Here is a 12,993-nt window from a genome sequence, read left to right on the forward strand (position 1 = left end):
CATAAAGAGAACAAAGCTATGAAACGGATTCTTCTCGGTACTCTCTTCACCGCTGTATCCATCAACGCAATGGCGCAAGCTCCAGGCGGCCCGGATTGCGGTTGGGGCAACATGCTGTTTGAAGGTCAGCGTGGCACCCCTGCTCACTTCCTCGCTTCTACCACCAACGGTACTTCCGGCAACGCCACCTTCGGGATGACGTCCGGCACCAACGGTTGCTCGACCAACGCTTCGCTGACCTACGGCGGCAAATCCTGGTTTGCCATGAATGGCATGATGAACGAGCTGTCCGAAGACATGGCCAAAGGCAACGGCGAAGCGCTGACGACTTATGCCGTGGTACTGGGTGTGGCGCCGGAAGACCGTGCGCACTTCGCCGCTGTGACTCACGAGCACTTCCAGCAGATCTTCAGCAAGGCTGACGTGACCGCTGAAGACGTGCATACCAACACCCTGGCCGTACTGAAATCGGATCCTCGTCTGGCCAAGTACGCAACTCAGGCTTAAGCTCGACCCCACCCGCTTCCTTCGGGAAGCGGGTTTTGTTTTTTCGGCCCGCCCTCCTTGGGTCTTTATTTCTTTCCTGTTCAAGTTGCCGACTATGCTCAAACGCCTTGCCTGGCTGGCGCTCTGTGTCTGCGCCCCGCTGTCCGCCGCGCCAACCATCGACCCTCAACGTTTGCAGCAACTGGCCAACGACCGTTTCTGGATTTCCCTCGGTCACTACGAAACCGCCAAGCTTGGCGGCTGGCGCAGCTATGTCAGCGACAAGAAATTCTTTCTTGCGCCCGATGGCAATGAACACCCCGATCATGAACTGGCGGCCACCGTGCAAGCGCTGTACGCCCCGACCAGTCTTGGCGAGCAACATGCGCAATGCGTTTATCCGGCGCGCACCCGTTGGCTGAAAGCACAGCTCAATCTCAGAGATCTGCCGACACCTGCATGCGCCGAATACAAGAAGTGGTTCAAGGATGTTTCGCCGCACAGCGCGGTGATGATCTTCCCGGCGGCGTACTTGAACAGTCCGTCGTCGATGTTCGGCCATACCCTGCTGCGTATCGATCAGGCTGACGTGCAAGCCGACAAAACGTCGCTGCTCAGTTACGCGATCAATTTCGGCGCCTACATCGAAGGTTCGGACAACAGCATTCTTTACGCCTGGAAAGGCTTGATGGGTGGCTATCCGGGGTTGTTCGCACTGGTGCCATATCAGGAGAAACTCTCGGAATACCGCAGCCTGGAAAACCGTGATCTGTGGGAATACCGACTTAACCTGACCCAGGAAGAAACCGCGCGCATGGTCGAGCATGTGTGGGAGCTGAAGCAGATCCAGTTCGACTATTTCTTCTTCGATGAAAACTGCTCGTATCGTTTACTGGAGCTGCTGCAAGTCGCACGGCCGAGCCTGCGCCTGACCGAACAATTCCCGCTGACCGCGATCCCCACCGATACCGTCAAAGCGGTGAAAGAAGCCGGACTGGTGGAAAGCATCGAATATCGCCCGTCCCGTGAGCGCGAATTGCTCAGCCGTGCCGAACCGTTGAGCGACGAAGAACAGCAATGGGTGCTGAACGTCAGCGCCGATCAGCAAGTGTTGCAGGATCCGACATTCAAAGCCCTGCCCCGCGACCGTCAAGCTTTGATCATCGACGCGGCGTATCGCCTGGAGCGTTACCGCGCCAACGGTCAGGAACGCGATCCACAACGGGCGCAGCGCAGTTTTGAACTGCTGCGGGCGATCAACAAGAACCCCGCCCCCGAGCTGGAAATTCCACAACCGGGCCTGCCTGAAGACGGCCATGAATCACGCACCTGGCAGGCCGGTCTCGGCACCCGTGGCGATCGTGCGTTCGGCGAATACGGCTTGCGCATGGCCTATCACGATCTCAACGACAACGCCGAAAGCTTCCCGCTCGGCGCGCAGATCGAAATCCTGCAGATGAAGTTGCGTCAGTACGAGGGTAATCACTGGCAGTTCCAGCAATTGGATCTGGCGACGATTCGTTCGCTGACACCGCGCAATGAGCTGCTACAGCCGCTGTCGTGGCAGGTCACTGGCGGCCTGGAGCGAGTGCCGGGCAAGCATGATGACGAAACGCTGGTCAGCCACGTCAACGGTGGCGGTGGCGGCACGTGGGCGCTGGGTGACGATGTGCTGGGTTTTGCCCTCGGCACCGTGCGCGTTGAGCACAACAATGATTTCGCCGAGTTCGTGTCCCCCGCCGGCGGGTTCAATACCGGCGTGTTGTGGAAAAACCCGCTGGGCAACCTGAGCCTGGAAGCCAAGGGCGATTACTTTTTCAATGGCGAAGTGCGCCGGAGCCTGAGTTTGAATCAGCAGTGGGAGTTGTCGCGCAATCTGGGTTTGCGCCTGAGTGCGCAGCGTGAGTTCAGCCACCTTGCTACGCCGGAAACGGAAGTCATGCTTGAAGTGAAGTGGTATCACTACTGAGCTGAAGCCCGACAAATTCCCCCTGTGGGAGCGAGCCTGCTCGCTCCCACATTGGATTTGTGGTGTTAATGGTTTTTTCACAGGGCTTCGACAGCCGCCTCATGAATCCCCTTCTAGACTTTCCCCATAAGCCGGACAACCGGCGCGGGAGAGTGCGATGTGGCGGTGTGCGGGATTGCTGGGTGTTGTGCTGTTGCTGGGCGGTTGCCAGACCACCCACGAAGATCTGATCGCCAAGGGTTATCCACCGGCCTTCGCCGACGGCTTCGATGACGGCTGCATCAGCGGCCGCCAGGCGGCCGGTTCGATCAGCGGCGAATTCCGCAAGAACGTGCCGCGTTATCTTAAAGACAAGCAATACGCCGAAGGCTGGACCGACGGCTTCCGCCAGTGTCAGGCAATGCTCGAAAACAAGGGACGCGAAGAGTACCGCAACGAACACTGGGACGAACGCGAGCGCGCCTGGCAGCAACAGAAAGATCAGGACGCCGGGCGGGCTTATCGCTCGCAATAGGTCGCTCCCAGACATCCAGTGAAACCAAATGCCTGCGAGCATGGCCCAAACCTCATACGAGGAGGACACCATGAGCCGTGCTTTCGTCAACGAAGACAACGCCGCCGCGCAAGCCGATCAGCCGGTTGAACGACAGGTCAGTGATCAGCCCAATTACGTCACGGCGCAAGGCTTGGCGCAGTTGCAGGCGAAAGTCACCGAACTGCAAACCCTGCACGCCGAACAATCAGCCAAAGGCGAGCAGGCCGACAAGCAGCGGCTGGCAGATCTGCAACGTGATTTGCGTTATTTCAATCAACGCCTGAGCAGCGCACAAGTCGCGGTTGCCGCGACCTCCACCGACAAAGTGCAGATCGGCAGTTGGGTGACCTACGCCGATGAGCACGACACCGAACGCCGAGTGCAACTGGTCGGCGAAGATCAGGCCGATGCCAGCAAAGGCCTGATCAATTGGGGTTCACCGCTGGGCCGCGCTCTACTCGGTGCCCGACTCAACGACGAGGTGCTGTGGCAGCGCCCCGCCGGTGATCAAATGATTGAAGTGATCCGCATCGAACCGGCTTAAACCACGCCCTGCGCGAGCATTGCGTCGGCGACTTTGACGAAGCCGGCGATGTTCGCGCCTTTGACGTAGTTGATCCGCCCGTTCTCTTCGCCGTAATGCACGCACGCGTGGTGGATCGACTGCATGATCGCGTGCAGCTTGCTGTCCACCTCTCCCGCCGTCCACAGCAGGCGCATGGCGTTCTGCGACATCTCCAGACCACTCACCGCCACGCCCCCAGCATTGGACGCTTTGCCCGGGGCAAACAGAATGCCGGCCTCGATAAAGATATCCACAGCCTCCAGCGTGGTCGGCATGTTCGCGCCTTCAGCCACGCATACGCAGCCATTGCGCAGCAGCGTGCGTGCGGATTCGGCGTCGAGTTCGTTCTGCGTGGCGCACGGCAGCGCGATGTCGCACGGCAACGACCACGGCAACTGACCGGCGCGGAATTCCAGACCGAAGGCTGTGGCGAGTTCGCTGATGCGCCCACGCTTGACGTTTTTCAGTTCCAGCAGCGCCAGCCATTGTTCTTCGCTCAAGCCAGCTTCGCAATACAGCGTGCCTTCGGAGTCGGACAAGGAAATCACCTTGCCGCCCAGATCCATGACCTTGCGCGCCGCGTATTGCGCCACGTTGCCGGAACCGGAGATCGCCACGCGTTTACCTTCGACGGTCTGCTCGCGGCGTTTGAGCATTTCTTCAGCGAAGTACACGCAACCGAAACCCGTGGCTTCCGGACGAATCAGGCTGCCACCGTAGGTCATGCCTTTGCCGGTGAGGACGCTGGTGAACTGGTTGCTCAGGCGTTTGTACTGGCCGAACAGGAAGCCGATCTCGCGCGCACCGACGCCAATATCACCGGCCGGTACGTCAACGTCGGCGCCAATGTGGCGATACAGCTCGCTCATGAACGCCTGGCAGAAACGCATGACTTCAGCGTCGCTCTTGCCCTTCGGATCGAAGTCGGAACCGCCCTTGCCGCCACCCATGGGCAGCGAGGTCAGCGAGTTTTTGAAGGTCTGTTCGAAGGCGAGGAATTTCAACACGCCCAGGTTCACCGAAGGATGGAACCGCAAGCCGCCCTTGTACGGGCCGATGGCGCTGTTCATCTGGATACGGAAACCGCGATTGACCTGGACTTTGCCCTGATCGTCGACCCATGACACGCGAAACACCACCGCGCGTTCTGGTTCGCAGATACGTTCCAGAATCCCCGAAGTCAGGTAATGCGGATTGGCTTCGAGAAATGGCCACAGACTGCGCAGCACTTCTTCGACAGCCTGGTGGAATTCAGGTTGATCCGGGTCGCGTTTTTTCAGACGGGCAAGGAAGGATTCGACGGATTCGATCATGGGAAAAGTCTCGGCAAATTTATTGTCGTTGGAGGAGATTGGGCCGGACTGTAACAAACGAAATGCGCACAGGAACAGAGCAAAATGTCGCAGTTATGAAATTAAATGGTGCACAGGATATAAATCAGAAGGTTTTTTAGCCAGTTTTGCACCTGAATGGTGAGACCAAATTTGAGATCTGCACCAAAAGCTATACCGCTTTCGCGAGCAGGCTCGCTCCCACAGGGGAATGCATTTCAAAGGTGGGAGCGAGCCTGCTCGCGAAGTGGTCATCTCGGCACTCCCGAAAAACCAGGCAAAAAAAAACGGAGCCCGAAGGCTCCGTTCTTTTTATGCAACCAACCCGATATCAGGCCAGTTTCTTGTGACGTACCCGGTGTGGCTGGGCAGCCGCTTCGCCGAGACGCTTTTTGCGATCGGCTTCGTACTCGGTGTAGTTGCCTTCGAAGAACACCGCTTGCGAGTCGTCTTCGTACGCCAGGATGTGAGTCGCCACGCGGTCAAGGAACCACCGATCGTGAGAGATCACAATGGCGGCGCCCGGGAAGTCCAGCAGGGCCTCTTCCAGGGAACGCAGGGTTTCAACGTCGAGGTCGTTGGACGGTTCGTCGAGCAGCAGGACGTTGCCGCCCTCCTTCAGGGTCAGCGCCAGGTGCAGACGACCGCGCTCACCACCGGACAGATCCTTGACGAACTTCTGCTGATCGCCGCCCTTGAAGTTGAAGCGACCGACGTAGGTACGCGACGGGATCTCGTAGTTGCCGATGCGGATCTGGTCGGAACCTTCGGAGATCTGCTGGAACACAGTCTTGCTGCCGTCGAGGTCTTCGCGGCTCTGATCGACGCAGGCCAGTTGCACGGTTTCGCCGACTTCGATGCTGCCCGAATCCGGTGTTTCCTTGCCCATAAGCATGCGGAACAGGGTCGACTTACCGGCACCGTTACCACCGATCACGCCAACGATGGCGCCCTTCGGCATCGAGAACGACAGGTTGTCGATCAGCACGCGATCGCCGTAACCCTTGCTGACGTTCTTGAACTCGATGACCTTGTCGCCCAGACGTGGGCCGGCCGGGATGTAGATCTCGTTGGTTTCCGAACGCTTCTGGAATTCCTGCGATTGCATTTCTTCGAAGCGTTGCAGACGAGCCTTGGATTTCGACTGGCGGGCCTTGGCGCCTTTGCGCACCCACTCCAGTTCTTCTTTCATGGCTTTTTCGTGAGCCGACTGCTGCTTGGATTCGGCAGCCAGACGATCGGACTTGGCTTCGAGCCAACCCGAGTAGTTGCCTTCGTACGGAATGCCTGCGCCGCGGTCGAGTTCCAGAATCCAGCCAGCGACGTTGTCGAGGAAGTAACGGTCGTGCGTGATCGCTACCACGGTGCCCGGGAAGTCGTGCAGGAAATGCTCCAGCCACGCCACCGAATCAGCGTCCAAGTGGTTGGTCGGTTCGTCGAGCAGCAGCATGTCCGGGGCGGACAGCAGCAAACGGCACAGGGCCACACGACGTTTTTCACCACCGGACAGGTGTTCAACTTTCGCGTCCCAGGCCGGCAGACGCAGCGCATCGGCGGCGACTTCCAGCTGGCGCTCAAGGTTGTGACCATCGCTGGCCTGCAGGATCGCTTCGAGTTTGGCTTGCTCGGCAGCGAGCTTGTCGAAGTCGGCATCCGGATCGGCGTAGGCCGCGTAGACCTCGTCCAGACGCGCTTGCGCATCCTTGATCACGCTGACCGCTTCCTCGACCACTTCACGCACGGTTTTGGTCGGATCAAGTTGCGGCTCTTGCGGCAGATAACCGATGTTCAGGTCCGGCATCGGACGGGCTTCGCCCTCGAACTCGGTGTCGACGCCGGCCATGATTTTCAGCAGCGTGGATTTACCCGAACCGTTGAGGCCGAGTACGCCGATCTTGGCGCCGGGGAAGAACGACAGCGAAATGTTTTTGAGAATTTCCCGCTTCGGCGGAACAACTTTGCCCAGCCGATGCATGGTGAAGACGTAAGAGCCTGTTTTTCCTGCTTTGTCAGTTTTGGACATGGTTTGATTCGCCTTTAATCCTGTATTTTCAGTGCTTTGAGGGTAGAGACAGGCGCTTAAACTCTGGAAATAAAACGTTAAGTTTTGCGCTGACCGTCCGATACCCCTGACTATACTTAGAAAAGTTATGTTTTATGAGGGAGCTACATGGGTTTCCAGGTCATAGAGCAGGTGGTGAATGCTGCTCGAAGAAAGCTGTTGGTGCAAGACTACATTCCTGCGTACTACCCCAACCTATACATCACCATGGAGCACTCGGGCAGAGCCCTCGAAACAACCAAGAAGTACCTTGAGCATCTGGCTGTGTTTGAGGAGTTTCTGGCGTTTTCCTCCATTGATCTGATTTCTCACCTCGAACAGCGCCCTCACAGCAGGTACCTGACAGACAGTGAGCTTTCCAGATTTGTGTCGGACGCGGGGTTCAGCAAGCAAACCTTGGCCATGAAATATGCGGGGATGCGTTTGCATCCGACTGCCTACAAATCCGTTGGCAAGGTCCACGCACAGCAGCGAATCGAGGCTGTACGCGACTATCTAGCCTTTCTCTATGACAAGCTGGGTGATCACTCAACACGATATGAGGCGGTTGACGATCTGAAGAAGCGCATCAACCGCAAGATCAAAGCGGCCAGACCTGCGTGGAAAAAAACGCGAACGAAAGAAATGAAGGGGCTTACGAGTCAAGAGCGAACTCGATTGCTGGAAATCATGCATCCAGATCACGCCGAGAACCCCTTTTCAGATGAAGCCATCAGACTGCGTAACTACATCATTTTGCTGCTGGGCCTCGACATGGGGCTGCGACGCTCCGAGATGCTGCTGATCAAGACTAGCGATATTCACTGGCACAGTCGTCAACTAGCGGTGGTCAACCTTGAGGATGAGAGCCTCGATCCACGAACGATGGCCCCGCAATTCAAAACCAACGAGCGCATGCTGGTGATGACCGATGACTTGTATGACGCAATAACTGAGTACGAATCGAAATATCGCCACAGAAAGCTCCGTAGCGGTGCATCGCTAGCGAGAAGGCATCCGTTTTTGCTGGTGGCGCACAAGCGAAATGAGGGCGGACCTCTGACCATCAAGGCAGTGGATGGCGTTCTGTCCAGAGTCCGCGAAATAGCGCCGGAACTGGCTCATGTGCACCCGCATATTCTGAGGCATGACGCGGTTTGCACGATGCTGGAAAGCATGCGTGAGGAACTTGCACTGCTCACGCCGGAGGACCGCATCACGCAAGTCCAAAAGACCCTAACCTGGATGTTCGGCTGGAGTCCCGACTCGAACATGCCCGGCCACTACGGCGCGAAATTCTGGAAGGAAGAGGCAGACAAAGCAATTCAGAAACGGGCCGAGCGGTTTACGGCCAGCCGTCAGAAAGCCGACACGACACGAGGAGGTTCATAGTGAACATTCCCGTCGAAGCACTTCAGGCACCAAAGCAGAGCACCCTAGATGCGTGGCTGAACACGCCTCGCCTGGCGAAATGTGGGGAGGTGTTCACGCCCGCTGACCCCATGTGGAAACCGGATAAGTCGACTAGTGATTCAGTTAACTGGAAAGCGGCTATTGCCTGCGTCTCGCCGGACTGGCGGCCTTGGTTGCACGCCGCCCTGGTGTACCGAATGGGCGATGTGGCAGCGCGCACGGTTGCTAACACTGCCAGTGTGTTGTCGCGGGCTGCTCAGGCTGGGCTTGACCCGCTCAACGAGGATCAACTGATCGCACTGCGGGAGCGCTTTAGCGATAAAGAGTTTAGTGTCATGGCCTCCTTCATAGCGTTTTGGCACGATTGCGAATCCCTGGAACAGCGCCCGTCGCAATCCCTGATCGATGCCTACAAGGAATTGCCCAGGAAAAAGAATTCCAGCAACGATGTGATCCTTAGCCTAGACCCCGAAGAAGGCCCGCTCACACAGGTCGAGCAGGACGCGCTGCATCAATGGATACATGAGCAGTTTTGTCACGGGCAGTTAGATTTCGAGCAGTACATTTACCTGCGCATGTTGATGATTTACGGACAGCGTGGCTATCAGGTGCGAATGATGGTTTTTGGTGACTTCACGGAGAGCGAGGTCAAGTTTCATTGGGCAAAGCAAAAAGGCGACGAGGCGGGTTGGCGAAAAAAATCCGAAAGATTTAGGCTGGATGAGGACCTCTACAACACAGTGCAGGCCTACAAGGCAATGATTCTGGCGCAACTTTGGCAAACGTACCCAAGCGGTGTCGATTGGAATGTAGCCATCCAGAATGTGCCGCTCTTTCGTAAGAAGCTGGATCGTGATGCAGCAGAAGCTTGGAAACGGCGGTGGAATCCCCCTGTGTTGCTCGATAGCCCCCTTCAAAAAGCCCTCGAAGACGCGCCGCAGCCCCTCTTTCATGTCGGATCAGGCACGGTCAAGCAATGGCTTCGTCACATCGAGCGGATGGAGAGTTTTCCAATTTCGCCTCGCACCCATCAGCCGCTGAAAGTGACGGGGCACCGGTTCAGGCACACCCTCGGCACGGACCTTTCCAATGCGGGGCTGAGTGAGTTTGCGATAGCCCGCGCATTGATGCATAGCGATACTCGAACAGTGCGAAAGTACCGCGCCGTGTCGACGGAGTTGCTGGCGTTGATCGACGCGAAGATGAACAACCATATGGCCTTGATTGTGAATGCGTTCACCGGGATCATCGTCACAGATCTCACCTCAGCCATAAACGGGGATCGAGCGGATCGCCTAATCGAGGATGTGGCAGTGTGCGGTGCCACGACCGCCTGCCTTCTCGATGCGCCGTATACCTGTTATGCATGCGGAAAATTCCAGCCCCTTTTGCACGCCAATCACCGCGAGGTCCTTGAGCGATTGGAGCGTCGCCGGGAGCAAACCATTGCCACGGATAAAACGACCGGCGTGCTATGGGATCGGGCCATTCTCGCTTGCCGAAAGGTTATTCTGGATTGCGAGGCCATGCGCCGATCATCGGACTCAAGGGCACAGAAGAATGACTGAAGCGTTTGATTCTGAACCGCCGAATAACATTGTTGATTTTAATCCCAAGAGCCAGCTGGATGCGGAGGCTCACCTCGTGGCGTTTATCGAATGGGCAAAAAACACTCTGCCCAAAGGCATTCCCAATCGAGTGAACGCGAGTATTCGCTGGGAAGACGGCAGTTGGCACCCGCATGGCCTCTCAAGCTGTAGCTTCACGGCGCTCGGATCGACCTTATCTGCCCGAAAGACGATGCAGGCACCCTTCACGGAATTTACCAAAGCCATACTGGTGTACCGAAGGGTGTATTTGCAGAAAAAGGGGATGAGTGACTGGATGAACGCTCTTAGGGGGCTGGAAGTCGCCCTGTTCGAGTTGACCGGCACGCTGGATGTGACGCGGGTGTCCGCCGCTGTCTGTAATAATGCGTGCGAGCACATGAGACGTCACTGGACGAAAGGAAACACCGCATACGTTTACAGTAAGTCACTTGAGGCCATCATCGCCCTGATGCTGGCCAAAAAACTGCTCAAGTCGGATTTCCGGTGGACATCTCCGCTGAGGCAGAGCCAGAGAGGCACGCTCAAGCAGCAAAGAGAGGATCGGGAAAAGAAGCTGCCTAACCCTGAAGCGATCAGAGCCCTCGGGGAAGTGTTCACAAACGAATTGACCAGCCACCTCGACATCGTAGTGACATCCGCCTGTGCGCTGTTACTGAGTGTACCCAGTCGCGTGGGTGAATTGGCGGATCTTCCATTGAATTTCCTGCTATTCAAAGAGGATGCCCAGGGCAATCGGCGCATGTTCCTGCGCTGGTACGCGGAAAAGATGAACCAGATGACGGCGAAGCCCGTCGTTATCCCTGAGATGGAGCCGGTCGTCGAGCGGGTCATCATGTTACTGAAACCGATCACCGATGAAGCGCGGGCTTACGCCGCCTGGCTGGAAGACCATCCCGATGAGTTCCCCCCCCACGCAGGAGTGCCACCCAAGGGAGCTGATGAACCGCTCACATACGTCGAAGCTTGTGCCGCGCTGAAACTCGCCGCTCATAAGGGGCACGCGCGATCAGTATTCAATGTCAAGTTACTGAAAAGCCTTGAGAAGCAAAAGGCGTTGAGCCCCGCCGTCCGAGCGCTCTTGGCAGAGATCCGTGACGGGTGGGATTCCAGCAAAGGGAAGAGAATACATGTTAAGGGAAAGCTTGGGGTCCAGGGTTGGGAGTTCGACGACCGATGTGTGATCACGCTACGCAGACTCAATATGCTGTTGCGGGAGAAGTATCTTCCAAAGGATTTTCCATACACCACGCCGTACACGGAGGGCAAAGCTCGGTTGAAGTACCGTGATGCGTTGTTCACCATGCGCACGGGAGCACTGGCTGGAGACTCAGGTACATCTGGTGCGCAACACGGGTTTGGCGTGGAGATCGCGGCGAGCACTGGCCGAATGAATGCGCAGTTAGGAGGTAGTAACAACCCAGCAGTGAAAAGCCTGTTCGAACGCTATGGTTACCCCGGCGTCAAGGTCAACACGCATGCGTTTCGGCACGAATTGAACACGCAGATGCGCAAGGCCGGTCTGTCGCAGCTCTTGATTGATGCTTTCTCCGGGCGCTCGTCGATGGGATCGGTCTACAACCATGAAACAGTCGAGGAACGCACCCAAGGGGTTGCGGATTATCACCCCAAAACGAAGCACGGCACCGCTGCCCTGCGTCTGGACAAGGTTAAAACCAATCAGCCTCTGAGTCTTGCAGATGTAAGGGAACTGCGCGAGGGTGAGCAGGATCGCATTATCCATCAAACCCATCTCGGCGTTTGTGTGCACAACTTTGCTTCCGAGCCCTGCCCGAAAATGGGCGCCTGCTTGGACTGCGGGCGGCTCGGATGCGTCAAAGGGGATGACGTGAAGCTTGGCAACCTTAAGGAAGAACGCGACGATCTTAAACGACGCCTCGATAAAGCCCTGGATGCGCAGTCTCGGGACGTGTTTGGGGCATCGGAGTGGGCCAAGAAACTGGGTGAGAAGCTCTTTAAGTGCGAGGAGCTCATCCAAATGCTGGAAAACCCCGGACTCGAAAAGGGTGCCATTGTGTGGAACGCTGATAACGGTTGGACGCTGACCAAGAACGCCGTCGCAATGTCAGGTCTGATCGCAGTCAAAGTCATTGAAGAGCACCCAGCGCAAGAGGCGTTATCATCGTTAGATGACGTCTTGGCTTTGCTGAATGAGATTGAGGGTTAAAGATGGGGCATTTAACGCCAAAGGATGAGAAGCGCATCATAAAGCTGATTGAGGAATGGTCAGAGCCGAAGCTGACCTGGCCTTTGCTCGTTGAGGCCTGCAAACAAAAACTGGGTATCAGTCGTGCTCGCCAGTCGCTGATGAATCTACCTGCCGTGGATTTAGCGATGAAGAACTGCAAGGCGGCATTGAAGGCTCAGAAGCTTAAGCCTGGCTGGATTAGCGATATTCACGCAGCCAACGAGCACATTGAGAAAGTGACAGCGTCCAACCAGAAGCTGTTAGCCGCTGTTCGAGATATGCATAGCCGATTTTTGATCTGGCAAGCCAATGCAGATATGCACGGGCTAACGCAATCAATGTTGGAGCGGCCGGTTTCACAGCTTCAGAAGAGGACCTGATCTCATTTGAAAGATAACTACCTTACCCAATGCAGGCGCCTATGCGCGGTTCCGCACGTACGGATTTGTGCGGGGGATGACTGCTATTCGTGCCGCAACCAGAATTTTAGCCCAACAAAAATAAGCGCCGCTGAGCAGCCTTTTTTATCGAGCTAATCATACTCTTCCACTTAAGCTTCATAGAATATAATTTCAAATATCAACATTATCTTTATGGAACTGTATAGATGGTAAAAATGTAATCTGCACTCTAGGAGATGGAATATTTTTTTCTACACGAGGCAGATCTTTCAAAACTATCAGTACGCCATTTGGAATTGATTGAACCTTGTCCTCCCCCAACTCCGTAATTGGTTCTCTCGAAAAGCCGTCTATCATGCCCTCTTTAAACTTTACAAGAGTACTGAATGACTCAACGCTTTTCAGAGCTGCAGAAATATCGGTTACGTTCTTTATT

The 12,993-nt window shown here is 56.2% G+C and carries 11 protein-coding genes; 8 read left to right on the forward strand and 3 right to left on the reverse strand.

Translation table 11 applies throughout. From position 1 onward, the window contains the following. Positions 1 to 18 precede the first annotated feature (18 nt). From F8N44_RS12865 to F8N44_RS12880, 4 genes are all read left to right on the forward strand, one after another. Positions 19 to 507 (forward strand): DUF3015 domain-containing protein, encoded by a 489-nt coding sequence (locus tag F8N44_RS12865; protein WP_007909797.1) that lies wholly within the window; start codon positions 19 to 21, stop codon positions 505 to 507. A 94-nt stretch (positions 508 to 601) separates the two neighbouring features. Continuing rightward, entirely contained in the window at positions 602 to 2,455 is a 1,854-nt protein-coding gene (locus tag F8N44_RS12870) for a DUF4105 domain-containing protein (RefSeq protein WP_150650561.1), read from the forward strand. A 157-nt stretch (positions 2,456 to 2,612) separates the two neighbouring features. Continuing rightward, entirely contained in the window at positions 2,613 to 2,969 is a 357-nt protein-coding gene (locus F8N44_RS12875; protein WP_016986195.1) for a hypothetical protein, read from the forward strand. Positions 2,970 to 3,039: 70 nt separating this feature from the next. Then, a complete protein-coding gene (locus F8N44_RS12880; protein WP_150650562.1) occupies positions 3,040 to 3,534 on the forward strand; it encodes a GreA/GreB family elongation factor in 495 nt (164 codons plus the stop codon). On the opposite strand, the gene gdhA is transcribed toward F8N44_RS12880, so the two are convergent. Together gdhA and ettA are read right to left on the reverse strand one after the other, a co-directional pair. Beyond that, positions 3,531 to 4,868: an NADP-specific glutamate dehydrogenase gene (gene gdhA, locus F8N44_RS12885; RefSeq protein WP_150650563.1), complete on the reverse strand. Its 1,338-nt coding sequence runs from the start codon at positions 4,866 to 4,868 to the stop codon at positions 3,531 to 3,533. The genes F8N44_RS12880 and gdhA overlap by 4 nt on opposite strands. A gap of 349 nt (positions 4,869 to 5,217) precedes the next feature. Continuing rightward, on the reverse strand, positions 5,218 to 6,909 hold the full coding sequence (gene ettA, locus F8N44_RS12890; protein WP_150650564.1) for an energy-dependent translational throttle protein EttA: 1,692 nt from the start codon (positions 6,907 to 6,909) through the stop codon (positions 5,218 to 5,220). Positions 6,910 to 7,056: 147 nt separating this feature from the next. On the opposite strand from ettA, the gene F8N44_RS12895 reads away from it, so the two are divergent. Genes F8N44_RS12895 through F8N44_RS12910 form a run of 4 tightly spaced genes read left to right on the forward strand, consistent with a single transcriptional unit; the run spans position 7,057 to position 12,536 of the window. Then, a complete protein-coding gene (locus F8N44_RS12895; protein ID WP_054997655.1) occupies positions 7,057 to 8,319 on the forward strand; it encodes a site-specific integrase in 1,263 nt (420 codons plus the stop codon). Then, on the forward strand, positions 8,319 to 9,908 hold the full coding sequence (locus F8N44_RS12900) for a site-specific integrase (RefSeq protein WP_054997656.1): 1,590 nt from the start codon (positions 8,319 to 8,321) through the stop codon (positions 9,906 to 9,908). The genes F8N44_RS12895 and F8N44_RS12900 overlap by 1 nt, the downstream gene beginning before the upstream one ends. Beyond that, positions 9,901 to 12,135 carry a hypothetical protein gene (locus F8N44_RS12905; protein WP_054997657.1) on the forward strand — a complete coding sequence of 745 codons (2,235 nt, stop codon included), beginning with the start codon at positions 9,901 to 9,903 and terminating at the stop codon, positions 12,133 to 12,135. The genes F8N44_RS12900 and F8N44_RS12905 overlap by 8 nt, the downstream gene beginning before the upstream one ends. Positions 12,136 to 12,137: 2 nt before the next feature. Further along, the gene (locus F8N44_RS12910; RefSeq protein ID WP_150650565.1) at positions 12,138 to 12,536 is read left to right on the forward strand and encodes a hypothetical protein; all 399 of its coding nucleotides are present in this window, start codon (positions 12,138 to 12,140) and stop codon (positions 12,534 to 12,536) included. A gap of 192 nt (positions 12,537 to 12,728) precedes the next feature. Here F8N44_RS12910 and F8N44_RS31705 read toward each other — a convergent pair. Continuing rightward, positions 12,729 to 12,993, reverse strand: a 265-nt coding sequence (locus F8N44_RS31705) for a hypothetical protein (protein ID WP_224794760.1), incomplete at its 5' end; no start/stop codon positions are given.

Origin of the sequence: Pseudomonas fluorescens, from assembly GCF_902497745.1 — a bacterium.
In the GTDB taxonomy this organism is placed as follows: domain Bacteria; phylum Pseudomonadota; class Gammaproteobacteria; order Pseudomonadales; family Pseudomonadaceae; genus Aquipseudomonas; species Aquipseudomonas fluorescens_BM.

Coding starts and splice junctions, on each gene's coding strand:
- F8N44_RS12875 (WP_016986195.1), top strand. CDS start 2,613: ATGTGGCGGTGTGCGGGATTGCTGGGTGTTGTGCTGTTGCTGGGCGGT.
- gdhA (WP_150650563.1), bottom strand. CDS start 4,868: ATGATCGAATCCGTCGAATCCTTCCTTGCCCGTCTGAAAAAACGCGAC.
- F8N44_RS12865 (WP_007909797.1), top strand. CDS start 19: ATGAAACGGATTCTTCTCGGTACTCTCTTCACCGCTGTATCCATCAAC.
- F8N44_RS12870 (WP_150650561.1), top strand. CDS start 602: ATGCTCAAACGCCTTGCCTGGCTGGCGCTCTGTGTCTGCGCCCCGCTG.
- ettA (WP_150650564.1), bottom strand. CDS start 6,909: ATGTCCAAAACTGACAAAGCAGGAAAAACAGGCTCTTACGTCTTCACC.
- F8N44_RS12910 (WP_150650565.1), top strand. CDS start 12,138: ATGGGGCATTTAACGCCAAAGGATGAGAAGCGCATCATAAAGCTGATT.
- F8N44_RS12905 (WP_054997657.1), top strand. CDS start 9,901: ATGACTGAAGCGTTTGATTCTGAACCGCCGAATAACATTGTTGATTTT.
- F8N44_RS12880 (WP_150650562.1), top strand. CDS start 3,040: ATGAGCCGTGCTTTCGTCAACGAAGACAACGCCGCCGCGCAAGCCGAT.
- F8N44_RS12895 (WP_054997655.1), top strand. CDS start 7,057: ATGGGTTTCCAGGTCATAGAGCAGGTGGTGAATGCTGCTCGAAGAAAG.